This is a genomic window from Shewanella sp. GutCb, assembly GCF_002836135.1.
Classification (GTDB): Bacteria; Pseudomonadota; Gammaproteobacteria; order Enterobacterales; family Shewanellaceae; genus Shewanella.
On record NZ_PJBL01000024.1, the window covers coordinates 40,559 to 63,604 of the forward strand.

Genomic DNA, 23,046 nt, shown 5'->3' on the forward strand with positions numbered 1-23,046 from the left:
GGTGTTTATCTGCTACCAATGTTTAGCTTAGTGTTGAATACACTTAAGGTTTAATTAAGCATTATATTGTTTTTTACGCAGTAAATTTTACTATTTTAAAACACAAATTTTAGAAACAAAAAAGCCAGTCAAATGACTGGCTTTTATTTTATTCGATTATCGAATTAGTCTTCTAAGTTACCACAAAAACGGTAACCTTCACCGTGGATCGTAGCGATGATTTCTGGCGTATCAGGCAAGCTTTCGAAATGCTTACGGATGCGACGAATAGTTACGTCTACAGTACGGTCATGTGGCTTAAGCTCACGACCTGTCATCTTCATTAGCAAGTCAGCACGGCTAAGGATCTTACCTGGGTTCTCTACAAAGTGCAGCATAGCGCGGAACTCACTACGTGGCAGCTTATATGACTCACCCTGTGGGCTGACTAGAGAACGACTGTTTATTTCTAAGCTCCAAGCGTTGAAACGGTAGAACTCAACAGCGCTTTTCTCTTCAGACTCAACACCAGTGCTATTGACACGTGTTAGTAAGTTGCGAGCACGAATAGTCAATTCACGAGGATTGAATGGCTTAGTGATGTAATCATCTGCACCGATTTCAAGTCCAAGGATCTTGTCTACTTCGTTATCACGGCCCGTTAGGAAGATCAGGCCAATGTTATTTATTTCACGAAGCTCACGGGCTAATAAAAGTCCGTTTTTACCTGGTAGATTAATATCCATCACGACCAAGTTAATTTTATTGTCTTGCATAGCTTTATGCATTTCAGCGCCGTCATTGGCTTCAGATACCACATATCCTTCTGCTTCAAAAATACTTCTAAGTGTGTTTCTGGTAACGGCTTCATCTTCAACAATCAGAATGTGCGGGTTTTGCATATTAATTACCTAATTTCTGTCAATTCTATTCTAACCATGAGTATAAGTACTTTTATACTCCATCTAGTTATGCTGATATTTCACTGATACACGTTGGTGTTTTCAAAATATATTCTGAAACGGCAACACACTTCATGATAAGTAAAGTATGGGTATCTCACATATGGAAAACGTAAACTGTATTCTCTTCGATAAACAATAAGTACAAGAAGTTCCTTAACTATTGTTTTTTTTTGAAGTTTAAATGTTAAATCAAACATAGATCACATTTGATACAGCCGTGTGGATTACTCTTCTATCTGTTTCAGATATATGTAACAAAGTGTGTCATTACATGTATGCAGTGAGAGTCAATCAACAAGACCCATTGTACTCGTTTTAGGCATTTGTTAACAAATGAAATGTTAACAAATTTACGCCAAGGCATGACTTAGATCACTATATTACACCTAAGTGACTGATATTTATACAATGTAATTTTTTATTTACTGTGAGCTATATCACGCGCCTAGCGAGTCCTAACGATTTAGCTATAATAAAATCACCTCAAGTGGAGAGTTTGTTAGCAATGGACCAGTCAGTCGAATGCCTTTGGCGCTATTATCAAGAAACGCAATTCCTGATCACGCAAGGATTGTCCTCTAAAATATCTTTTGCAATCATCACTGCACACAATCCAAGAGGTAAGACGCTTACTCCTTGCCAAAATCGACTGCTAGATCGAAAGCTGCAGCAAGCTATCCTCATGTTACGTCGACCCTATCGAGCGATGGTGGGGGCATCGCAAGATCGTAAACACATGGAAAAGAGCTGGGCGGTGTCGACCGATAAAGCGTCAGCAATCGAATTAGGGTGTCAGTTCAACCAAAACGCTATCTATTACGTAGAAGATGATCAGTTGCAATTGGTCCCATGCTTATTGTCAGGGCAGGAAACTTCGCTCGGCGCTTTCTCGCCGCGGGTCAACGTGGTTCATGAATTTCCAGACCGGGTGTAATTCTTAAGTTGTATAAATTTCGTTTGACTTGAACGTGTTATTTATATACTTTTTACTCTCTTGGTTTGTGTACAAATTGAGTACAGAAGAGGAGCGTTAACTAGGTAGTGAATGAAAGGGGACCAAACCCCATTGACCATTCATGATGGAGATTAACGCCGAGATACTAAAGACGTTTTGGCACTGTCTTATGTATTGGTCGTTCAGGCTGAATCCTGACGATTGTCACCTATATTATGGTGGAGAGCTTCTGGTGACGATCGCTGTTTCCCATCTCTGGGGTGCATATCTTAGCACCAGGCTCTTCGAACGAAGTTAGTTCGGAGCTTATTCATGTTAGTTTTTCTCTCAGTTTTTATACCTGTTTCTATATCAGTATCTATATTAGTTTTTAACGATATCCAATCGACATTGTGTTCACTCCATGTGGAGGCATCTTTATGTCCGTAATTCATACGTTAACCGTTGCTAAGTTTGGCGGTACCTCTGTTGCAGATTACGATGCTATGCATCGCTGTGCGGATATCATCATCAATAACACCGCCACTAAAGTGGTGGTGGTGAGTGCTTCTAGTGGGGTGACTAATAAACTCGTTGCGCTGACCCAAGCTACAACAACGGATGAATATCGTAAGCAGTTAATTAAGCAGATAGCTTCTATTCAATATCAAATTCTCGATAGATTAGGGAACCCAAGTGATGTTGCTGCCAAAATTGATGCGGTACTCAGTCATATTTCAGATCTAGCTGAACGTCTAGTGCTAACTCGCCATAAGGCTGTTGTTGATGAGCTGTTGTCTCAAGGCGAAATGTGTTCATCGATTTTTTTTGCTGCAGTATTACGAGAAAAAGGCGCTTCGGCCTCAGCATTTGATGTAAGGCAAGTGATGCGTACGGACAGTCACCATGGCCGTGCCGAACCACAAATTGAGGCGATATCTGAGCTTGCAGCGCTGTATTTAACCCCTCTATTAGCATCGCAAGTGATCGTGACTCAGGGGTTTATTGGTGCCGATGCTGAGGGGGCTACAACGACATTAGGCAGGGGCGGCAGTGACTATTCCGCTGCTCTACTTGCAGAAGCACTGCGTGCTACCTCGGTTGAGATTTGGACTGATGTTGCTGGGATCTATACTACGGATCCAAGACTGGCCCCGAATGCTAAGCCTATACCTGAGATAAGTTTTAATGAAGCGGCAGAGATGGCCACGTTTGGTGCCAAAGTGCTGCATCCTGCCACTATTTTGCCCGCAGTACGCCAAAAAATCCAAGTCTTTGTAGGATCTAGCTGGGCACCAGAGCAAGGAGGTACCTGGATCCGACATCAGGTGTCTGACGAGCCCGTTTATCGCGCAGTTGCCGTAAGACGAGATCAAACATTATTGAATCTGCACAGCTTGCAAATGCTACACGCACAAGGCTTTTTAGCGGAGACGTTTGCAACGTTGGCACGGCATAAAATCAGTGTTGATCTCATCACCACCTCTGAAGTGAATGTGGCGTTAACACTCGATAAAACCGGCTCTGACTCGAGTGGTAACGGTCTGTTAAGTGAGCCTTTACTGCAAGAACTCTCTCAGCATTGCCGCGTGCGGGTAGAAGACGGTTTGGCATTAGTGGCTGTGATTGGTAATAGAATCGCTTCAACGGCGGGGGTATGTCGCCGGGTGTTTGAAGTATTAGAGCCGCATAACGTTCGAATGATCTGCCAAGGTGCGAGCCCTCATAATCTGTGTGTATTGGTTGAAGAGGCAGAAGCTGCAGATGTTATTCGTGCTTTGCATGAAAACCTGTTTGAATCTTAATTACTGTTTACCCAAGGAATAGACTGCACATGATGCAATTTACCCAATCTAGCTTAATCGTCGGAGAACTGGCGACGGGGCAAGAGTTGAGAGTGCCTGTGTATCATCTGGCCGCAAAAGATCCATCTGCGCCAAAAGTGTTTTTGCAAGCGAATGTTCATGGAGCAGAAGTGCAAGGCAACGCAGTGATATTCCAGCTGATGAAACAGTTGGAAGCTATGGATGTTCGGGGGGAGATCACCTTACTGCCGCTGGCAAATCCATTAGGTATCAATCAAAAGAGTGGTGAATTTACGCTAGGCCGTTTTGATCCTATCACCGGTGTTAATTGGAACAGAGAATATTTAGATCACCAGATAGATATCCCAAATTGGTACTCAGAGCATTGCCATTTAAGTGATGAATTGCTCAACCAAGCCTTTAGGCTACAGCTTATAGCGTCTTGCCAGGCTCACTTGGCGAACCCTTGGGGGGTGACAACGGGTAAAAGACTGGCTATAAGCTTACAAATGTTGGCGCATCAAGCGGACATAGTGATTGACCTACATACCGGGCCTAAGTCTTGTAAGCATCTTTATTGCCCTGAATACGCACAAAGTTCGGCTAAATTCTTCTCGATCCCTTATAGCTTAATTATGCCTAATAGTTTTGGTGGCGCGATGGATGAAGCCGCATTCTGTCCATGGTGGGAGTTGGTGGAGTATGCCGCAACACAAGAGCGAGAATTGAATGTAGCAGTGTCGGCTTTTACATTGGAACTGGCGAGCCAAGAGCGTATCGATATGGATGACGCCCGAGAAGATGCACTGGGGATTTTAGCCTATTTGAGTCATCGAGGCGTGATGGCCGATCAAGTGGCTCCTGCGGTAATGGCACGTTATGGCTGCTTACTGAAAGACTACAAAAAATATCACTCACCGAAAGGCGGTATGGTTGAGTATTTAGCACAACCCGGCGAACCGTTACAGGCTAACCAACCTCTGGCCAATATATTAAGGCTTGATTGTTATGGCACTGAAGAGGAGTTAACCCCGCTATACCTCGAACAAGATTGTGTGCCCATCCTCCACTTTGCTTCTGCTTCAGTCTATCAAGGGACTGAGCTATACAAGCTGATGACCAATGTGTTTGAGCTAAATTAAAGCTCAGGTTTTTATGAAAATAAATCTGATATCCATTTTTTGTTTATACTCTAAACCTAGCGATTATCTTCGATTAGTAGTTCGTTATTTATACGAAACTAGTATTAATAGGTTAGTTATAAGTAATGTAACGTTTACAGCTTGGTTTCTTTGTGTTCCCACTTGTAATACTTGTTAATTAAATGTTTGCCGCTTTGTTTTTATTATGTTAATAATGCTCCCCCCTCAGTCGAATATGCTACAGAAAGTTATTTGGCGTTAACTTTCCTCTTGTTGGAGAGTAGGGACCATAACAAAGCAGGATATAACAAAAAATACTTTTAAGTATTAAGGAATTGACAAGTGAAAACCAAAATCGCAATTGCAGTATCTACTGCGCTAATCACCATGTCAGCGAGTGCGATCAGTGCGCCGTCTGACTACAATATTACTCTCTCAAAATCAGCGGAAGCTAGAGTTCAAATTAAGAACGTAGATTCAAAGTCATACGCTGAAAATCAAATTGTTCGTAATAACGCTATTTTTACACCAGAAGCTAACTTAGGCTCAGGTGCATATCGATACTTTGTGCGTTTGATCGAAAATCCAGTAGCGCTTTATCAAGGCGGTATTGCGGGATATAAAGCGACATCTGTTGAGAAAGTACAAGGCAAAAATAGAAAGTTAGATGTTACGAGTGCCAATGTAAAATCTTACCGTTCATTTCTGAATTCACGTCAAGACAGCGTGATTCAGAAAGCCACTGCTGCACTGGGTGAGCTAAATGTAAAGCAAAGAACTACATTAGCGTACAACGGTCTAGTCGTTGAAATGACTCAAGCTCAAGCCGCTAAGTTAGCTAATGTTGCAGGAATTGCTAACATCCAGCGCGAAATTCTACGTAAGACAATGACTGACTCTGGCCCTGCGATTATCAAGGCACCAGCAATCTGGAGCGGAGAGGCTACAGGTACTGAAAGTAAAGGCGAAGGAATGATTGTTGGTATCATTGATACCGGTATCAACACCGACCATCCTTCATTTGCCGATGTTGGTGGCGATAAATATGATCACTCAAACCCATGGGGACCAGGCGTGTACTCTGGCGATTGTGCTGGTGATTTCGCAGAGCTTTGTAATGATAAGCTGATTGGTGTTCATAGCTGGCCAGCAGTGACTGATGGTTATTTAGACTATGATATTGATGTCCCTGCTAACGGTGAAGATCATAATGGCCATGGTTCTCATACCGCGGGTACTACAGCGGGTAACGTACTTGTAGACACCAATGTCCCTGACGTTGATGGTGGTAATACTGGTGTCGTATTTGCTTCAATGTCTGGAGTTGCACCGCATGCGAATATCGTTTCTTACCAAGTATGTTTACCTGGTGAAGATGATGATGTTGGTTTTGCGGGTTGTTTACCGTCGCTAACAGTACTAGCAGTGGAGCACGCAATTGAAAATGGTGTTGACGCGCTAAACTATTCAATTGGTGGCGGTTCAAGTAATCCATGGAACGATGCCGATGCACTAGCATTCCTTTCAGCTCGTAAAGCAGGTATCCATGTTGCCACTTCTGCTGGTAACTCAGGTCCTGGTCCAGAAACAGTGGGTTCACCAGGTGATGCTCCTTGGTTAACGACGGTTGCTGCTTATACTCATGATCGTGACTACTCTGATAAAAATATTGGTGCGTTCACGGGGGGTGATACAACTGCACCCGGTGAGCTTACTGGTAAGTCTATGACGGGCGCATTCACTGGTACTCTTGTTTACGCTGGCAATTTTGAAAATAGCAATGACCCAGATGGCGATTCAGCTCAGTGTTTAGAACCGTTCCCTGCCGATACTTTTGCTGACAATTCAATTGTTGTTTGTGATCGCGGTGCAATTGCTCGTGTCGATAAAGGGCGTAACGTCCTTGCTGGTGGCGCTGACGCGTTAGTGCTGGCGAACCTTCAAGGTGGTGCTGCGAGTGTTGTAGCTGATGCACATGTACTTCCTGCAATCCATATAGATGCTAACAAAGGCGATGAGCTAAAAGCATGGATGGCAAGTGGCGCTGAGCATACTGGTACTATTACAGGTACTGAAGTGATACACGATGAAAAGCTTGCACGTATCGCTGCTAGCTTTACTTCTCGTGGTCCAAACAAATCTGTTCCTAACGTGATTGCTCCATCAATTGCCGCACCGGGTGTGAGTATTTTTGCAGCTTATGCAAATGACCAGTCTGATGCATTTAAGCAAAACCCAGATCCAAGCGATTACGGTTTTCTAAGCGGTACGTCAATGGCTAGCCCACATATTGCGGGTTCGTTAACATTGCTAGCAAGTATTCATCCTGAGTGGACGCCTGCTGAAGTTCAATCTGCATTGATGATGACTGCAAATCAAGACACACTAAAAGATGATGGCGTAACTCCGTCAGACTTCTTTGATATGGGTGCAGGTTATGCAAACTTAGAAGCAGCAGCTAAAACTGGCCTTGTTATGGACGAAAGCTATGTTGGTTATGTAAAAGCGGACCCAGCTCTAGGTGGTCAGCCTTCAGAAATTAACTTAGTCACAATGGCAAATGCAAAGTGTGTTGGCGAATGCAGTTGGACACGTACTGTTAAAGCAACAAAAGATGGTACTTGGACAGCAAGCACTATGGGTGTCACTGATGGCCTAGTGCTTTCAGTAATGCCTGCGTCTTTCGAGTTGAAAGCGGGTGAAACACAAGAGCTAACAGTAAAGGCTGACGTATCTGCAGCAAGTGCTGGTTGGAACTTTGCCAATATCAAGCTTATGGCAGACGGTATGCCTGAAGCGAAATTGCCAGTAGCAGTTAAATCACATGGTGATAACCTTCCTACAAGCCTTGCTATTACAGCAGGTCGTAAAGAAGGAAGCATGACTTATTCTGGTTTTGTTTCAAATGATCTATCGAACATTAAAGCGGGTGTTTATGATAAGTCTACTAACTTAATCGAACCTGCTACATTGAACGTTGCTGAAGATGGATTTGATTATGTTGGGCTTACTCTTCCTGATTTAGCTAACGTTATCTTCTCAACTTCTTCTGAGACAGCGCCTGATGTTGATCTTCGTATTTTAGATGCTACGTTTACGAAAATTGGCAGCAGTGCGGGTCCAAACTCAGATGAATCTGTCGCTTTCACTAACCTCCCTGCTGGCGATTACTACATTGTCGTTGATGGCTATAAAGCATCTACACCAGGTGGTTCTGATGACGTTGTCGTCAGTATCACTTCTGTTTTAGCAACTGATGAATCGCTAAGCGATGATGTATCAGTGTCGGTTGAAGAGTCAGATGGTGAGTTTAGCTTAACATTTGATTGGGATACTGATAAGAGCTCTGCAGGTATCTTGATTTTAGAATCAGGTGCTAGTGCTAATGCGATTCAATTGCCATATAGCATTACTCGTAAGAATGATGTTACTCATATGGCAAACCTGTCTGATGCAATGCCAGCAGGAGTTGCAAGCCGTGTTAGCTTCGATGTTGAACCTAATTTCAGCGACGAAGATAAAGAGTATACATTTGCTGCATTAATGTCAGCAGGCCATAAAGTTGCTAATATTTCAAACGATGGTAAGCAAGAAGGAAATACAATTTCTTGGACTGTTGTTCAAAAGGCAGCTTCTGGCGAAAACATGTCAGTTGGATTTGACTTAATTCCGACGAAAGCGGGTTCGGCTTATGCACTTAAGCTAACCAATGGCTTTGACGGTGATGAAGTTGAAGAGCTATTTAAGTTCGGCGTTACTGAAGTGGCTCCTGTCGCTATTGCTGATTCACCTAGCTGGGTTGTAGAAGGTGTTAGCGTTAATATGAGTGGCTCTGCATCACATGATGGTAATGATGATGAATTGACTTATAAGTGGTTACAAACAGGCGGAGCAACAGTCTTGTTTGATACTGCAGCTGAGTCTTTCATGTTTGAAGCGCCTCAAGTTGGTAGCCAAGGTGATACTTTATCGTTTGAGCTAACGGTATCAGACTCAAATGGTAATTCAGACACTGCGACAACAGTTGTATCGGTTACTCAGGCTGAAGAACTTGATAAAGGTGGTTCTTTCGGTTGGTTAGGACTATTGCTTCTACCTGTTGTATGGATTCGACGTAAATTGAAGTCATAAGGTTTAAAGGTATTTGAATAAAAGGCTAACGTGAGTTAGCCTTTTTTATTATTCGACTTTTAAACTAAGGCTTTACTGCTCTAACGATTGGGTTTTGTAGGCTAATGAGGGTTTCGGTAGATTGGATTTCATCAATCGATTGAATGCGATTAATGAGTACATGCTGCAGGGCATCGATAGATTGGCACATCACTTTGACAAACACGCTGTAATTACCCGTAGTGTAATACGCTTCAACCACTTCCTCTAGCGCATTTAACTTTGAAATCGCGGCAGGGTAATCACCCGCACTTTTCAAATTAATACCGATAAAACAACAGACATCATAGCCAAGTGCTTTAGGGTTAACCGTAATTTGTGCTCCTGTGATAATTCCGGCTTGTTTCATTTTTTCGACGCGAACATGGATGGTGCCAGCACTCACACCAAAGCGTTTGGCAAGCTCAGCAAAGGGGGTTCGCGCTTCTTTCATCAGTGCAGAAAGGATCTGGTTGTCGAGTGAATCTCTTTGAAATGAGGTTTCCATAATAAATACGCATATTTTTTAAAGTGAATTAAAACAATTTACGTATTTTTATATTGATAATCTAGTCTTTTCAGTATTTCCCTAAGGATTTACTGTTCTGCTTCCGCCGACATAAAAGGTGTTTCACAGCTAAATGTCATTAGCTCTTTCGAGTATGGATGAGTAATGGTTAGCGATTGGGCATGCAGTAATAAGCGTGGTGCTAAACGTTTTGCTAAAGGGTCTGCGTAGAAGTTATCACCCAAAATCGGATGACCTAGCGCCATCATATGCACTCGTAGCTGATGAGAGCGACCGGTGATGGGGGTGAGCTTTACCAGTGTTGAGCGCTTGGCACGGCTGATAACCTCATAATGAGTTTGTGATGCCTTGCCAATTTGATGATCAACCTTTTGCTTAGGTCGATTAGGCCAGTCGCAAATCAAAGGTAGGTTAACGGTGCCAGTGTCGGCTTTTACATGACCTGCAACGCGCGCATAGTAAGTTTTTGCGGTTTCTCTGTCTCTAAACTGTCGCTTTAATTCAGATTCAGCGCTGCGCAGCAGCGCTACCACAATGACGCCTGAGGTGGCCATATCAAGTCGATGCACTATCTTAGCGTCTGGATATTCGGCGAGTACACGGCTATAGGTACTATCATGATGTTCAGCCGCGCGACCAGGCACCGACAATAAGCCTGAAGGCTTGTTGAGCACCATAATATCTTTGTCTTGGTGCAAAATGTCGAGCCAAGGCGATGTGGGCGGAGCATATACGAAATCAGTCATGGTAGAACCTTTTTAAAAATGCGCCGCAAAGATACCTCTTTGGCTGTTCTCCATGCAAGCAGATTCACCCTGAAATATCATAAAGGGGTCATAATACGCAGATATGTAGGGCATGGCTGTGCTTGAGGGGCGTTAACGTAACAGTACCGATTGACGCCAAAGGAGGAAGGCTTAAGAGAACCCATGACCGTTGACGTGCATGATGCAAAAAGTCCATACCACGAAGGCAAGTGAACAATGCACTAGTGCATAGAAAGATTGATCGAGTCGGCCCATACTTCTGGCATCCCATATAAGTATCAGGTGCAATAATATGACCAATGGAAATAGGGCTAATAGTGGATAAAGGCTATAGGTACTGGCATCACCAAATACTAAGCGACTTAATAGTGCCCATACAACCATGGCCCCGGTAATAATCGGAGGTGCAGCAACGCGGTAGTGTTCAGGGTATGGAAACATAAATTGCTATCAATCCTTTAGCAGTGCTTACAGAGGTTTTTGCGCGATTATCTGCGCTTTATAACTTGCGTTGGTTAATTCACCAAGCAGACCCTCAGAGTAATGTAGGCAGCGCCAGTTAGCAAATAAAGCTTTCAATTCACCGGTTTTTAATAAGAAATTTGGATTGCGTGGTCTACCAATGGTGGCTTGTTGGGTGGTAAATGTTTCGTAGATAATGAGGCCTCCAGGCTTTATAGCATCCATTATCTGTGAGAAGAGTGGCCGGTGTAAGTAGTTAAAGGCCACGATTACATCATAAGTGTTAGCAGGCAGAGTGTGCGCGTCGTCAGCTTCTAGATCCCATTGCAATAACTCGACTTCTGCAGTGTTATCACTCAGCTGAAGCCTGTTTAAATCGCGATCTAAATAGGTAACGTGGCAACCTTGCTGCGCAAACCAGTTACCATTTCGACCGGTGCCACAGGCTAAGTCAAGCACATGGCTACTGGCGGCGACAAAGTCTTTTAGTTCAGTAAACTGGCTAATTAGCGGTGCGGCATTAGCCTTTAACTTCTTTTTTTCCATCAATTCTGCGTCCGTGTACGATTGAAAAGTGTCTGAGGCTTGCGGGCCCGTGGGAGACAATAACCGACAATAACACAACCGTGATCAGCAGTTCAGGTTTATAAGTGGCAAAAGGGATGAATAGGCAGAGCAGTCCTAGTTTAACAACTGTGAGTACACCTTTTAATTGAATGAGCCAGCGCCAGTCACGAACGACTTCCCACAACATCATTGCGGCCCCCGTGCTCATGGCCATAATCCAGTAAACGAGCCATTGATCTTGGGGGACGTGCATCAAAATGCCACCGCCCGCACCCGTGACCCCTAAAATATGGATGGCACGTAATGTGGTTTTGGAAAAACGTTGGACCAAAAATTGTTTTTCTGAGAGTGCTTTTCTAGCCATAATAAATTGCGTGCTCCTTTCTATTTAGGCAAAGCTTATCAGTAATTGCCCTAAAGATAAGCTGAGATTGATCACAGCTTGATTATCGCGATCAATCACAAGCTGATCTTATAGCAATTGCTATTTCTAAATGGCTTGGATATCAGTTTTAAGGCATAACATTGAACATAATAAATGTGAACTAACGAGCAATACTGCCGAATGTATAGTGATAACGTACTGCTACTTGCTTAAATCTCTACGGATAGCTAACAATTCATTGCTACATCAATCCTAAAGGTTTAACACTGGCGCAGTCCTCTGCCTGCGGTTAAACATGATTAAGCGGGTAAGCGAGCTGTCAGGAGCTCGCTTTTATTTATCTGCCTTTTAAAACACATTTAAGGGCTCGCGCGACAAAGTTCCCAATATCACATAAACTTACTCTCCATATTATCTACTTATTTTGGATAAGGTTCTGCAATGAAAATCGGTTTTTTTAGCGCTAAGCATTACGATATGCAGCATTTTGACCGCACCAATAGTGCATTCGGTGCTGATATAGAATATTTTGATTACCGCTTGTGCATGCAAACGGTAAAGTTGGCCGCAGGCTTTGAAGTGATCTGTGCTTTTGTTAATGACTCTCTTTGCGAAGAGGTTTTGGTGGAGCTGGCAAAAGGTGGCACTAAAATTATTGCGATGCGTTGCGCTGGCTTCAACAATGTTGGATTGGAAGCAGCAGAGCGTTTAGGTATGAAAGTGGTCAACGTTCCTGCGTATTCGCCGGAATCAGTCGCCGAGCATACCGTTGCCTTGATGCTGACTTTGAATCGCAAAATTCATAAAGCTTACCAACGTACCCGTGATGCCAACTTCTCACTAGAGGGCTTGGTGGGTTTTAATATGCATGGTCGCACCGTTGGTGTGATTGGTACGGGTAAAATAGGTCTTGCGACGATTAAAGTCCTGCAGGGTTTTGGCTGTAAGGTGATTGCACATGACCCCTACCCGAGCCAGGCAGTGATCGACTTAGGCGTTGAGTATGTCACGCTTGATGAGATGTACCCTATCTGTGATGTGATTAGCCTTCATTGCCCATTGATGGAAGACAACCATCACTTATTGAGTGAAAAAAGCTTTGCTAAAATGAAGCCCGGAGTGATGGTGATAAACACCAGTCGTGGTGGGCTACTCAACGCGCTAGATGCGATGGAAGCCCTTAAAACGGGTCAATTGGGGTCATTAGGACTTGATGTCTACGAGAACGAAAAAGAGTTGTTTTTCGAAGATAAATCGAGCGAAATTATTCAAGATGATGTGTTTAGACGTTTATCGGCTTGCCACAATGTTATCTTTACAGGGCATCAGGCTTTCTTAACGGAAGAAGCGCTAGGGGCTATTGCTGCTACTACGCTAACCAATGTTAAGCAATTATTAGCGGGTGAGAAGTGCCCTAACGAACTGTTTTAATAGCGAGTCCGTTAAACAAATAGCAGAATTCTCTTTTGTGTTAGTAGCACATAAGTCGATTCTGCTTTTTTGTGGCTAAAAATAGTGAGTTGTTTTAGGCTAGAGGCTGAAATTGCCCAATAGAAAGACATAATAGAACAGAGTTTGCTTTCACGTAGCAAATTAGCTTCTATGACTGAATCTAAGGAATAAAGCCGATGATCATCACTCAAGAAACCCATGATATTTCGACTGCTACAGGCACTATGCGAACTTATCTATATCGCCCTGATTGCGAAGGTCAGTTTGCAACGATTATCTTCTACTCTGAAATATTTCAACAAACAGCGCCAATAGCGCGTGCTGCAGCCATACTCGCTGGACATGGCTTTGTAGTGCTGGTACCAGAAGTGTTTCATGAACTAAACTCGATTGGTACTGTGCTGGCCTACGATGAAGCTGGTAAAGATAAAGGCAATGCCGATAAATTTGCTAAGCCGTTAGAGCAACACGATAGTGACACAGAAGCCTTAGTTGATTTTGCTCGAAGCTTGAGTTTTTGCAGCAGCCAGGTTGGTAGTATGGGAGTTTGTCTTGGCGGGCACTTAGCTTATCGCGCTGCGCTTAATCCTGATATTCTTGGCGCTTTCTGTTTATATCCAACCGATATTCATTCCAATACATTACCCAGCCAAAAAGGTAACGACTCACTATCGCGTACTGCAGATATTGCGGCAGAATTAGTGATGGTTTTTGGTAAGCAAGATCCGCATGTATCGAGTGAAGGGCGTAAGCTTCTTTACGCTAAGCTTGAGGCGACTGAACGCAACTTTAGTTGGATAGAGGTCAATGCACAGCATGCCTTTATGCGTGATGAAGGGGAGCGATATGATCCTGCGATTGCATTGGAAATGTACCTTAAAGCCGTGGCATTTTTTCAGCGGACGTTGAAATAGTTTTCTAAGTTCAGCTTTACTCGTAAAAAGGGCGATGATTGATCGCCCTTTTTATTTGCGACGCCTTTGGGGCGCTTATCGCTAAGATTAGCTTTGTTGGTAAGCGGCTAGCTCTTCTAGGCTCACTCGGGTAATAAACGCATTATCCAAGTAAAAGTCGACATGCTCATTTTGCTTGATCCCGGACATCACTTGTTGACTGCCATCTTCATATAACAAGGTCATCAACAGGGTGTTTTCATCTTTGGCTTCTAGTGCTGCGCTAGTGAGTTTTATTTCAGGTAGGGGCGCTGTGGTCAAATCGCTATTTAAATGTTGATTGACCTTAAAAATGGCTTCTACTGGCATATCCACAACCGCTGGCGAGCGACCTGTTACTGGGTTGGTGCCAGTCCAGAACTCCACGCTATTAATAATAAATAGATCTGCAGTTGCCGCAATACCGTACAGAGGGCTCATTAACACAAATAGACCTGCACGACCGTAGCGGTTATCAACGGCACTTAAGTTGCCTTTAGTGACCATCTGACTTAAGCCCATTTGTCCCATGCAACCACTAAGTTGGCTGGTCAGTATTGCGGTTAATGCAAGCGCGGATATTTTCTTTTTCATTTATAAATTCAAGTGATTTAAGCGGGATGCAGATTGTATGTATTAGTTAAAAATGAAATGAGAACCTTGTCACGTTTCAATGTTCGTCATTTATCATCATTGTTGCGTGTGTTATCTATTTTGGTGGGGTGATAACGGCATTGGGGCAACGCTTGATTACTTGTTAAGTTGTGATTAATTGGTGGTACTCATGTTGTGGTTGTTATTGCGTATGCGCTGGTGGCACTGTCAGCGGAACATAACGGTTATTACAGGGCATTCTATTGCCGTTCAGTTTCACGCATAATAGCGGCCTTATTAATGGAGAGCGCATGTCTGATTACCAAGTATTACACCAAACCGAAGATGAGTATGGCCCACTTATTGTTTTAGATGATAAAGAGTCGAGAATTTTGGCCTTTGGTGAAAACGACGAGCAAAGTAAATTACTTAAAGCTGCGCCACATATTCCGCAACATACTTACGTGCAAGCCATGTTATTAGTATTGCTGTATAGCCAACCTAAAAGTGCCATTGTACTCGGACTCGGTGGTGGGGGACTTATCCATGCATTACGCCATTTTGATGCAGGGATTAAGCTGACCGCTGTTGAGCTCAGGGCTGATGTGATTGACTTAGCTAAACGCTATTTTCAGTTACCGTTAAGCAAAAAGCTGAAAGTGATTAATCAAGATGCGACTCAGTTTTTAGCGCTTGGCGATCACAAACGGGTTGATATCATTTTCACTGATATTTATAGCGCTGAAGGTGTTGATGTGGCACAGGTATCTGAATCATTTATCGCCCAATGTGCAGCGTTGATAAAAGCCGATGGTTACCTAGTGTTGAATTGTTGGAAGGAACATAGCAAGAATCGGGAATTACTGGCTTATCTTGAACTGCATTTTGTTGAGGTAAGAGCCTGTCTTACAGGCAGTGCTAACTGGGTTGTTATTGCAGGGAAAACCAGACGTGACATCAGCTCGAGCGCATTAAAACATCACGCACAAGCATTATCGAACCAATTGGATTTCCCATTGGCCCGTTCGCTTACCCGCTTTGATTTATGGGAGTAAGCTGTTTATACCCAACGGACCTGGATTTATCCACTTTCGAACGTAGCTACAGATCTATTTAAGGGTGAGCGAAGCGCCAGTGAGGTTCGACTTTCAATTGATGGTCCTGTACGTGCTCAGTTAACGACTTTTGATTCGCGATTGCTTGGATGTCGAGATATACGTGTTGCATATAGTGTTGGTGGCTGGCTTCGGTTAACCAATAAGTGATCACTACAAACGGGTTACCCTTTGAGCTTGAACGTAATAGCATGCCGCCAAGCATGCCCGTCACCGCTGCCATTGCCGGATTCCACAAGTTGATTTGCTGCTGGATAAAGTCGGTAACCTTGTCTGCTGTGACATTGCACTGGGTAATACCAATAAACTGCGCACTCTTCATTAACTCTGCTGCCAATGCCTGATCGGGTGCAGTTAGTGATGTTGGCGAAGGGGTAGCGGACCCGCGAGTTGCCAAGAGTGCGCTGTGATGGCCGGGAATGTCTAAAACCTGCTGCAAGTAATCAACCTCAAGACTGTTATAGCTATCTTGTTGATTGGCGTCCTCAGCGATAGCGTCATGAGATAGCTGCATAAAATGTTCAACGGATTCTTTGCGCTCCCATAAAGCCAAGATAATAGCGCTGTCGTCTTGCCATCCACCAATCTGAGCAATAAAACCATCTGACTCAGCAGTACGTTGCCAGCAACGCTGCCCTTCACTAAAGGTTGATTTCAACGCAGGCTTAACGTGGCAGTTAATGTATTTAACGATCATTGGTAAACCTTTCTTGTTTATCTCGCTGAGGTTAATCCCCCGGTTGAGTGACAAAGCCCCGTCAATCGTTATCGGCGGCTATTGCCATATAAAAACACCTAGTGCATAAGGTGCATCGATCGCCATCGAAAATAGCATAGAACGATTGCCTTTACATTCGAGCTCGGCGCTTATACTTCTATTCGGTAAAACAGATTAAGATAATAGGTTTTATCCATTATCTTAATTTTCGTCACTCCGCTATTATTCTCACATCGAAAACGAACTGGCTTACAGAGACTCATCATCACTCATCTCAGTTTGTTGAATTAAATAGAAATATCCCATTTATTTTTAAATTATTAGACCGGAGCTTTACATGACTCAATCAATTATCAACTCAACTATTAAGCCATTCTCTGCAACTGCTTTCCATAAAGGTGATTTTCACTCAGTGACAGAGCAAGACCTATTAGGCAAGTGGTCAGTTGTTTTCTTCTACCCTGCAGATTTCACTTTTGTTTGTCCAACTGAATTAGGCGACATGGCTGACCATTACGAGAAGCTGCAAGCGATGGGCGTTGAAGTTTACTCAGTGTCGACTGATACACACTTCACTCATAAAGCATGGCATTCAAGTTCTGACACTATCAATAAAATCCAGTACCCAATGATTGGTGACCCAACTGGCGCAATTACACGTAATTTTGGTGTGATGATTGAAGAAGATGGCCTAGCACTTCGTGGCACTTTCGTTATCAACCCAGAAGGTGAAATCAAAGTTGCTGAAGTACATGACCTAGGTATTGGTCGTAGTGCAGTTGAACTAGTACGTAAAATCCAAGCTGCTCAGTATGTTGCAACTCACGACGGTGAAGTTTGTCCAGCAGCATGGCAGCCAGGTGAAGCAACACTAGCACCGTCGATTGACCTTGTTGGTAAGATCTAACTAGCAGTATTAACGTGAAAATCTAGATAACGGCCTGTTTATCAGTATTGATATTCAAGCTTGTTATCTAGAACATCAGTAGACATTAGGTAAGTTGGTCAGCTTTGGCTCCCCTGAAACCTGAGCTGACCCCTTTTTACACATCAAACCCGTTATCTTTTTATTTTCAACATCATCTTTTATTTTTAGGTCGAAATCTATCTGCCCAAGCGACAGAGCATTTCGTCGATGTGTCACGCTTTCAGAATTAGGAATCATCATGTTAGATGCAAATGTAAAGAATCAACTGAATACCTACCTGCAGAACCTCAAACACCCAGTTGAGCTTGTTGTGTCTGCTGATGACAGTGCTAAGGCGCAGGAACTTAAATCGCTTGCCGCCGATATTGATAGCTTGTCACCGCTGATCTCAGTCGTTGAGAAGGTCGGCGAACGTACTCCTTCTATGTCAGTCATTAATCCGCAACTCGCCAGTCAAATTACTTTCGCAGGCTTACCAATGGGGCATGAATTTACATCCTTAGTATTAGCCTTGTTACACAGTGGTGGTCACCCAATCAAGCTTGAGCAAGATGTGATTGAGCAAATTCGTCAGTTACCGGGTGAATATCACTTCGAGACTTACGTGTCGCTGAGTTGCCAAACTTGTCCTGAAGTGGTGCAAGCGCTAAATATGATGGCGGCGATTAACCCTAAAATAACTAACGTGATGATAGATGGTTCGTTATTCCAAGACGAAGTGAACGAACGCAACGTTATGGCAGTGCCTTCGGTGTACTTAAATGGCGATCAGTTCTCAATGGGTGCCATTAGTACCGTTGAAATTCTCAATAAACTAGATGTTAATGCAGCAGGTAGAAAAGCTGAGCAACTTAATGAAAAAGAGCCATTCGAAGTCCTAATCGTTGGCGGTGGGCCCGCTGGAGCATCGGCTGCCATTTACGCTGCGCGTAAAGGCTTACGTACCGGTATTGTTGCTGATAAATTTGGTGGCCAAGTCGCTGAAACTGTCGGTATTGAAAACTTTATCTCAGTAAAAGCGACTGAAGGGCCAAAGCTGGTGGCGAATCTTGAAGCTCACGTGCATGAATATGATGTTGATATTATGGATAACCAACGTGCATTAAGCCTCAAGTCTGGTGAATTATTTGAGCTGACGCTTGAAAGTGGTGCGGTGCTACGCAGCAAAACAATATTATTAGCAACAGGTGCCCGCTGGCGTGAAATGAATGTGCCTGGCGAGCAAGAGTACCGTGGCAGCGGCGTTGCTTATTGCCCACATTGTGATGGTCCACTGTTTAAAGGTAAACGTGTGGCGGTTATTGGTGGTGGTAATTCTGGTATCGAAGCTGCGATTGATTTAGCCAATATTGTTGAGCACGTGACAGTATTAGAGTTTGATAACACACTGCGCGCCGACGATGTACTGCAGCGTAAAGCAAACTCAATGGGCAACATTAAAATAATCACTCAAGCAATGACAACGGAAGTGACTGGTAATGGCAAGAAAGTGAACGGCTTGAACTACACCAATAGAGCGACGGGAGAGACTCATCATGTCGAACTGGATGGCATATTTGTTCAAATCGGCTTAGTGCCTAACTCTGAGTGGCTTAAAGAAACCATCGACATGACGGCGCGTGGTGAAATCCTTGTTGATGCTAAAGGAGAAACCTCTCTTGCAGGTGTATTTGCAGCGGGTGATGTGACAAACTCCGCTTATAAGCAGATCATTATCGCGATGGGCAGTGGGGCAACAGCGTCATTAGGGGCATTTGATTACCTTATTCGCCACGATGTCGATGAATCTATCGCGGCATAATTGCTGACAAAATAAGTATAAAGCCAGTATTTACTGGCTTTTTTTATTGAGAAATTCAACTAACATAGAGGCTATAAGTGCCTCATCGGTGGAGAATTGCCCTGAATAGCAATCAATATAAACATCAGCTTAAAATCGAAACTCAAAATATTCTTCAACAAGGTATTTTTTGGGCGATGTATATGACGTTGTTTTTAGCGGTAGTGGTCATACTAAACATTTATTTTTTCGCTCATGATCTCTACAACATCAAAGATATCTTGCCTGAGTTAGCGCCCGTTACGGTATTAGTAGTCGTTTTTTTTGTGATGAAATTATTGGCTTGGAATGACGTGACGAGTCAACAGAGTTATACCTTCCTGATATTGTTAGTGGTGGCTTGGTGTTATTTGCTCTATGGCTTAGTGCAACTGTCCAGTAGGCCACTGCCGGGTATTGAGTTGCTCGCCGATATTCTTGCGTTGGTATTTGTATTTGCGCTGCTTCCCAATCGCAAAGTGATGTTACTGGCGGTTTTACCCTTCTTGCTGTTTTCCTGTTTTTATCGATTGAATGAGTATCCTGACGCGCCGGTATTTCCACTTATCAAGTTTGTCTGTGTACTGGCTATTATCATGTCAGGGCAAAAGATCATTTCTGGATGGTTCGTTAAGGCGGTCATTCAAGATTTCGAAAAGCAAAAGTTACTAAAACAATTTAAACGGTTAGCGCTTATTGATGGCCTGACGAATATCAGTAATCGTCGTCACTTTGATGAAATATTGGCGCAAGAGCTCCGTGCATCTGAACGCAATAACCATGCATTATCGATTATTTTACTCGATATTGATTTCTTTAAACGCCTAAATGACACATTGGGACACCAAGCGGGCGACGACCAATTAGTTAAAGTCGCTGAGATTATCAGCGCGGCGGTTAGCCGCCCTCGAGATCTCGTTGCACGCTATGGTGGTGAGGAGTTTGTTATCGCCTTGCCCAATACTGATCTGCTTGGTGCTACCCGCGTGGCAGAAAAGGTCAAAAGCTTGCTAGCAGAAGCCGAACTAATCCACCCCTGTTCTGATGTCTCAGAATGGGTCACATTATCGCAAGGTATTGCTCAGTGGGAGCAAGGGATGAGTAAAGACAATCTTGTTAAAATGGCTGATCGCATGTTGTATCGCGCTAAATCAGCCGGTAGAAATACGGTTTGTAGCGATGAGCAGAACACTAAGCATTAGCGCTCTTTATTAGTACTAGGCTTTAGTGCTAATGATATGCCCTGTATTTCCAACAGGGGCTGGTGCCGTTTGTGGCAAAGCAGACTCAATCAATTTAAGCGCAATATCGCCCTCAATTTTTTGCTGCTCTTTTGACATCTGTGCAACTTTTAAACCTACGCTGCCATGACTCATATTCGGCTCAAGGTTTGGGGTTGATAATGAAATACTCATAGTGGACTCGTGATATAGGGATTTAATGTTATATCGGCGCTACACACTATCGCTTAAGTGTTTCCTTGTTACAGTATGTAACGCCGAATCCCGTACTACTTAGCCGAACTTGCTTTGTTTTTTTTCTCAATCGCTTTGCGGGTAAAAGTGATGATAAAGGTGATAACAATAGAGCTTAAGATAAGCCCAATCGCCAATACCACATTCTGTAAAGCCGTAGGATCAATTGCCAACATTCCTCCTAGACCCACCATCATAATGCCGGACATTAATTTTAGGGTCTGTCCCTCTTTTTCAGTGAGCTTACGCTTTCCTAAAGAGACACTAAAAGCGATGACGATAATGGCCAGTGGGATCACATAAACAATGTTGTAAAACGCAAGGTACATATAGCGTTCCATTGTCGGAAGATCGTGCATTGAAAGCACACTGGTATAGATCATTGGAAAGCCAGCTGTGCACAGTAATTCATAAGCGTTAGCAAGAATAGACAGCACTACGGTACCGGCAATCATTGCGGTCATGCTGCTAGCACTGGTGAGTTTACCCATGCGCTTGATAAGGCCAGTTCTATTTTCGGCTGACATCGATAAGGTGACTTCTCCTTTAGTAAAGAAGTAGTCCTTTATATTCACCGCTCCGGCAACAAGGGCGAGCATACCCGCACCTAGAATAATCCAGCCACCGTCGCTTCCCGCGCCGAGGAGTTGGAATATATTGAGCCATGCGCTCATGAAAATGAAATAGATAAAACCGGAAAAGAAGACAAAAATCCCACCCACAATCAGCATTCGAGTGCGACTCTTTGCATTTACCATGATAGATAAAAGAAACAGTAATACGAAGAATGCGCATGGATTAAATGCATCAACGCCCGCGAGTACCACCGTTAGCAGCGGTAATGACATCTGTTCAGGGTGAACGACTCCGATAAGGGGTAACTCAACTGGCTGCACATCTGATGTGCTAATTTCGCTAGTGCTATCAATCCCTAAATCACAAGTGCCAGCGCTGGCAGATTCACTGCAGGTTTCAAAGAAAGCCCCAGAGCTGGCTGGTGTGTCAGCCGCATGTGTACTGGCGGTTTCTGCTGTGAGTTTCCCCCCAAGTGAAATGTAATATGATTTTAAACGATCAACTAAAAATTCTCCGGTTACGGCTTGGCTGCTATAACCGATGACGGCTTTTTTTCCACTGGCAAAGTAAGGGACTGAGCGAGCTTCTGTGCCGGTTTGTTTAGCAATTTCTTGCCAAATCGTCATCGTCTCTGGATCTGAAATCATATGATCTTCAAGTTCAATCCAGGGATAACGTTCAGGCAAACTATCAATAAAGGGATGTGCTTCTTTACAGTGTGGACAGGTTTGTGACCAGAAAAAATACAGCTTAACTTTTAGCTCTCCTGCATCATTAGTGTAATGCCAAACGGTGGGTTGTTCTGTTGCCGAGGCAGCAAAGGTGGGGAGTGCGAAGCTCGAAAATAGCAGTGTCACTAAGAGTAAAATATATTTGGCCATAGGAACTCCAAATGGGCAGAAGAAGCGTGATTGAATCGATTGGTATTAGATACTTTACTGAATTGAGGCCTAATTGATAAATTAATGTGTCAAATATGTGGGCGAATTCTCGAATAAATCACTTTTGGGAACAACCACCGATTTTTAATAATATTTTGAAACTTTTAACTTATTTTATAATCAGTTACTTCAGCTTGGAATAAATAAGAGGCTTATGATTGATTGTTTTAGTGTTAATAACACGTTTTGGTAGATCGGGCGGTAGCTATTGCTTTCGTCGAAGGGCTAATCATCAAGCTTGTTGACTCGATGATGATTTAACCCCTGTTCAGCTAGCTTTATCGAATATTTTGGCTTATTGAGAGTTAGGAGTGACTCCACTGAACTTTGCTACCTGAGGGGTGGTGTCATTGACTTGTGTGTCACACCAGATAATGGCAACAGAACGCTCGGGTTGGTTGCTGGCGGTTAAAATACGGCTAATAATCGGCGCTGGATAAGCAGCATTATTCAAGTAAGTTCTAATCCGATCAATCCTTCTACTCGCTAGCCATTTATTGTAATTTTTGACGTCTTCGTTATGTTGCACTTTGTTCAATTTAAACTCTAGCAACAGATAACCCGATAGCGACTGATAGTGAGCCATTATGTCGTCAAGTTGAACGCTATATTCAGTGCTGAAGTAAGAGCTGTTTTTCGCATAGGGGATATCGGCAATATGTGTTTTTTCGCCGCATTGTGCCATCACATTGACTGCAGTTAAATTGGCGATGATAAAGCCAATTATGACTATAAACTTCATTTTTTAGCATTCCTTTGTAAAATATAAGTCTTTAAAAATCAGTTTTAGCAGAATGTTCCTTGATTTTATG

The 23,046-nt window shown here is 43.3% G+C and carries 21 protein-coding genes and 1 riboswitch; of the genes, 10 read left to right on the forward strand and 11 right to left on the reverse strand.

What is annotated here, in order from left to right; genetic code table 11:
- Nucleotides 1–164: 164 nt before the first annotated feature.
- A complete protein-coding gene (arcA, locus tag CXF86_RS14225; RefSeq protein ID WP_101091598.1) occupies nucleotides 165–881 on the reverse strand; it encodes a two-component system response regulator ArcA in 717 nt (238 codons plus the stop codon).
- Between the two features lie 568 nt (nucleotides 882–1,449).
- On the opposite strand from arcA, the gene CXF86_RS14230 reads away from it, so the two are divergent.
- From CXF86_RS14230 to CXF86_RS14245, 4 genes are all read left to right on the forward strand, one after another.
- Nucleotides 1,450–1,878, forward strand: a complete 429-nt coding sequence (locus CXF86_RS14230; RefSeq protein WP_101091597.1) for a DUF3293 domain-containing protein — start codon at nucleotides 1,450–1,452, stop codon at nucleotides 1,876–1,878.
- A gap of 78 nt (nucleotides 1,879–1,956) precedes the next feature.
- A riboswitch (Lysine riboswitch) is annotated at nucleotides 1,957–2,136 on the forward strand.
- 182 nt (nucleotides 2,137–2,318) lie between these two features.
- Nucleotides 2,319–3,683: a lysine-sensitive aspartokinase 3 gene (lysC, locus tag CXF86_RS14235; RefSeq protein ID WP_101091596.1), complete on the forward strand. Its 1,365-nt coding sequence runs from the start codon at nucleotides 2,319–2,321 to the stop codon at nucleotides 3,681–3,683.
- A 32-nt stretch (nucleotides 3,684–3,715) separates the two neighbouring features.
- Nucleotides 3,716–4,825 (forward strand): succinylglutamate desuccinylase/aspartoacylase family protein, encoded by a 1,110-nt coding sequence (locus CXF86_RS14240; RefSeq protein WP_102039322.1) that lies wholly within the window; start codon nucleotides 3,716–3,718, stop codon nucleotides 4,823–4,825.
- Between the two features lie 342 nt (nucleotides 4,826–5,167).
- Nucleotides 5,168–8,956: a S8 family serine peptidase gene (locus tag CXF86_RS14245; RefSeq protein WP_102039305.1), complete on the forward strand. Its 3,789-nt coding sequence runs from the start codon at nucleotides 5,168–5,170 to the stop codon at nucleotides 8,954–8,956.
- Between the two features lie 64 nt (nucleotides 8,957–9,020).
- On the opposite strand, the gene asnC is transcribed toward CXF86_RS14245, so the two are convergent.
- The 5 genes from asnC to CXF86_RS14270 all read right to left on the reverse strand — a co-directional run bounded on the left by asnC (nucleotide 9,021) and on the right by CXF86_RS14270 (nucleotide 11,663).
- Nucleotides 9,021–9,482, reverse strand: coding sequence for a transcriptional regulator AsnC (gene asnC, locus CXF86_RS14250; protein ID WP_101091594.1), 462 nt, complete (start codon nucleotides 9,480–9,482; stop codon nucleotides 9,021–9,023).
- A gap of 89 nt (nucleotides 9,483–9,571) precedes the next feature.
- A complete protein-coding gene (gene rluA, locus CXF86_RS14255) occupies nucleotides 9,572–10,249 on the reverse strand; it encodes a bifunctional tRNA pseudouridine(32) synthase/23S rRNA pseudouridine(746) synthase RluA (protein ID WP_102039306.1) in 678 nt (225 codons plus the stop codon).
- Between the two features lie 171 nt (nucleotides 10,250–10,420).
- Nucleotides 10,421–10,711, reverse strand: a complete 291-nt coding sequence (locus CXF86_RS14260) for a hypothetical protein (RefSeq protein ID WP_101091592.1) — start codon at nucleotides 10,709–10,711, stop codon at nucleotides 10,421–10,423.
- 27 nt (nucleotides 10,712–10,738) lie between these two features.
- Nucleotides 10,739–11,278 (reverse strand): class I SAM-dependent methyltransferase, encoded by a 540-nt coding sequence (locus tag CXF86_RS14265; RefSeq protein WP_101091591.1) that lies wholly within the window; start codon nucleotides 11,276–11,278, stop codon nucleotides 10,739–10,741.
- On the reverse strand, nucleotides 11,253–11,663 hold the full coding sequence (locus CXF86_RS14270; protein ID WP_101091590.1) for a hypothetical protein: 411 nt from the start codon (nucleotides 11,661–11,663) through the stop codon (nucleotides 11,253–11,255). The genes CXF86_RS14265 and CXF86_RS14270 overlap by 26 nt, the downstream gene beginning before the upstream one ends.
- 462 nt (nucleotides 11,664–12,125) lie before the next feature.
- Between CXF86_RS14270 and CXF86_RS14275 the strand changes: the two genes are divergently transcribed.
- Nucleotides 12,126–13,115 (forward strand): 2-hydroxyacid dehydrogenase, encoded by a 990-nt coding sequence (locus CXF86_RS14275; protein WP_102039307.1) that lies wholly within the window; start codon nucleotides 12,126–12,128, stop codon nucleotides 13,113–13,115.
- 197 nt (nucleotides 13,116–13,312) lie between these two features.
- Complete coding sequence (locus CXF86_RS14280; RefSeq protein ID WP_101091588.1) at nucleotides 13,313–14,050, forward strand: dienelactone hydrolase family protein; 738 nt, start codon at nucleotides 13,313–13,315, stop codon at nucleotides 14,048–14,050.
- A gap of 87 nt (nucleotides 14,051–14,137) precedes the next feature.
- On the opposite strand, the gene CXF86_RS14285 is transcribed toward CXF86_RS14280, so the two are convergent.
- On the reverse strand, nucleotides 14,138–14,662 hold the full coding sequence (locus CXF86_RS14285) for a DUF3332 domain-containing protein (protein WP_101091587.1): 525 nt from the start codon (nucleotides 14,660–14,662) through the stop codon (nucleotides 14,138–14,140).
- A 311-nt stretch (nucleotides 14,663–14,973) separates the two neighbouring features.
- On the opposite strand from CXF86_RS14285, the gene CXF86_RS14290 reads away from it, so the two are divergent.
- Nucleotides 14,974–15,717, forward strand: coding sequence for a spermidine synthase (locus CXF86_RS14290; RefSeq protein WP_102039308.1), 744 nt, complete (start codon nucleotides 14,974–14,976; stop codon nucleotides 15,715–15,717).
- Nucleotides 15,718–15,775: 58 nt separating this feature from the next.
- Here CXF86_RS14290 and CXF86_RS14295 read toward each other — a convergent pair whose 3' ends face one another.
- Nucleotides 15,776–16,474: a DUF4937 domain-containing protein gene (locus CXF86_RS14295; protein WP_102039309.1), complete on the reverse strand. Its 699-nt coding sequence runs from the start codon at nucleotides 16,472–16,474 to the stop codon at nucleotides 15,776–15,778.
- Nucleotides 16,475–16,832: 358 nt separating this feature from the next.
- Here CXF86_RS14295 and ahpC point away from each other — a divergent pair, with 358 nt between their 5' ends.
- From ahpC to CXF86_RS14315, 3 genes are all read left to right on the forward strand, one after another.
- Complete coding sequence (gene ahpC / locus CXF86_RS14300) at nucleotides 16,833–17,402, forward strand: alkyl hydroperoxide reductase subunit C (RefSeq protein WP_101091584.1); 570 nt, start codon at nucleotides 16,833–16,835, stop codon at nucleotides 17,400–17,402.
- A 259-nt stretch (nucleotides 17,403–17,661) separates the two neighbouring features.
- On the forward strand, nucleotides 17,662–19,224 hold the full coding sequence (gene ahpF / locus CXF86_RS14310; protein WP_102039310.1) for an alkyl hydroperoxide reductase subunit F: 1,563 nt from the start codon (nucleotides 17,662–17,664) through the stop codon (nucleotides 19,222–19,224).
- 77 nt (nucleotides 19,225–19,301) lie between these two features.
- Nucleotides 19,302–20,444 (forward strand): GGDEF domain-containing protein, encoded by a 1,143-nt coding sequence (locus CXF86_RS14315; RefSeq protein WP_257982795.1) that lies wholly within the window; start codon nucleotides 19,302–19,304, stop codon nucleotides 20,442–20,444.
- Nucleotides 20,445–20,459: 15 nt separating this feature from the next.
- On the opposite strand, the gene CXF86_RS14320 is transcribed toward CXF86_RS14315, so the two are convergent.
- The 3 genes from CXF86_RS14320 to CXF86_RS14330 form a co-directional block, all read right to left on the reverse strand.
- On the reverse strand, nucleotides 20,460–20,657 hold the full coding sequence (locus CXF86_RS14320; protein WP_101091581.1) for a cytoplasmic protein: 198 nt from the start codon (nucleotides 20,655–20,657) through the stop codon (nucleotides 20,460–20,462).
- Nucleotides 20,658–20,752: 95 nt separating this feature from the next.
- A complete protein-coding gene (locus tag CXF86_RS14325; protein WP_101091580.1) occupies nucleotides 20,753–22,174 on the reverse strand; it encodes a thioredoxin family protein in 1,422 nt (473 codons plus the stop codon).
- 355 nt (nucleotides 22,175–22,529) lie between these two features.
- Nucleotides 22,530–22,976 (reverse strand): hypothetical protein, encoded by a 447-nt coding sequence (locus CXF86_RS14330; protein WP_101091579.1) that lies wholly within the window; start codon nucleotides 22,974–22,976, stop codon nucleotides 22,530–22,532.
- Nucleotides 22,977–23,046 lie beyond the last annotated feature (70 nt).

Bases quoted from the DNA above. Each gene is read 5' to 3' on its own strand.
- CXF86_RS14325 (WP_101091580.1), bottom strand. From the start codon at position 22,174: ATGGCCAAATATATTTTACTCTTAGTGACACTGCTATTTTCGAGCTTC.
- ahpF (WP_102039310.1), top strand. From the start codon at position 17,662: ATGTTAGATGCAAATGTAAAGAATCAACTGAATACCTACCTGCAGAAC.
- CXF86_RS14240 (WP_102039322.1), top strand. From the start codon at position 3,716: ATGCAATTTACCCAATCTAGCTTAATCGTCGGAGAACTGGCGACGGGG.
- arcA (WP_101091598.1), bottom strand. From the start codon at position 881: ATGCAAAACCCGCACATTCTGATTGTTGAAGATGAAGCCGTTACCAGA.
- CXF86_RS14275 (WP_102039307.1), top strand. From the start codon at position 12,126: ATGAAAATCGGTTTTTTTAGCGCTAAGCATTACGATATGCAGCATTTT.
- lysC (WP_101091596.1), top strand. From the start codon at position 2,319: ATGTCCGTAATTCATACGTTAACCGTTGCTAAGTTTGGCGGTACCTCT.
- ahpC (WP_101091584.1), top strand. From the start codon at position 16,833: ATGACTCAATCAATTATCAACTCAACTATTAAGCCATTCTCTGCAACT.
- CXF86_RS14290 (WP_102039308.1), top strand. From the start codon at position 14,974: ATGTCTGATTACCAAGTATTACACCAAACCGAAGATGAGTATGGCCCA.
- CXF86_RS14295 (WP_102039309.1), bottom strand. From the start codon at position 16,474: ATGATCGTTAAATACATTAACTGCCACGTTAAGCCTGCGTTGAAATCA.
- CXF86_RS14285 (WP_101091587.1), bottom strand. From the start codon at position 14,662: ATGAAAAAGAAAATATCCGCGCTTGCATTAACCGCAATACTGACCAGC.
- CXF86_RS14330 (WP_101091579.1), bottom strand. From the start codon at position 22,976: ATGAAGTTTATAGTCATAATTGGCTTTATCATCGCCAATTTAACTGCA.
- CXF86_RS14320 (WP_101091581.1), bottom strand. From the start codon at position 20,657: ATGAGTATTTCATTATCAACCCCAAACCTTGAGCCGAATATGAGTCAT.
- CXF86_RS14230 (WP_101091597.1), top strand. From the start codon at position 1,450: ATGGACCAGTCAGTCGAATGCCTTTGGCGCTATTATCAAGAAACGCAA.
- asnC (WP_101091594.1), bottom strand. From the start codon at position 9,482: ATGGAAACCTCATTTCAAAGAGATTCACTCGACAACCAGATCCTTTCT.
- CXF86_RS14280 (WP_101091588.1), top strand. From the start codon at position 13,313: ATGATCATCACTCAAGAAACCCATGATATTTCGACTGCTACAGGCACT.
- CXF86_RS14270 (WP_101091590.1), bottom strand. From the start codon at position 11,663: ATGGCTAGAAAAGCACTCTCAGAAAAACAATTTTTGGTCCAACGTTTT.
- CXF86_RS14265 (WP_101091591.1), bottom strand. From the start codon at position 11,278: ATGGAAAAAAAGAAGTTAAAGGCTAATGCCGCACCGCTAATTAGCCAG.
- rluA (WP_102039306.1), bottom strand. From the start codon at position 10,249: ATGACTGATTTCGTATATGCTCCGCCCACATCGCCTTGGCTCGACATT.
- CXF86_RS14260 (WP_101091592.1), bottom strand. From the start codon at position 10,711: ATGTTTCCATACCCTGAACACTACCGCGTTGCTGCACCTCCGATTATT.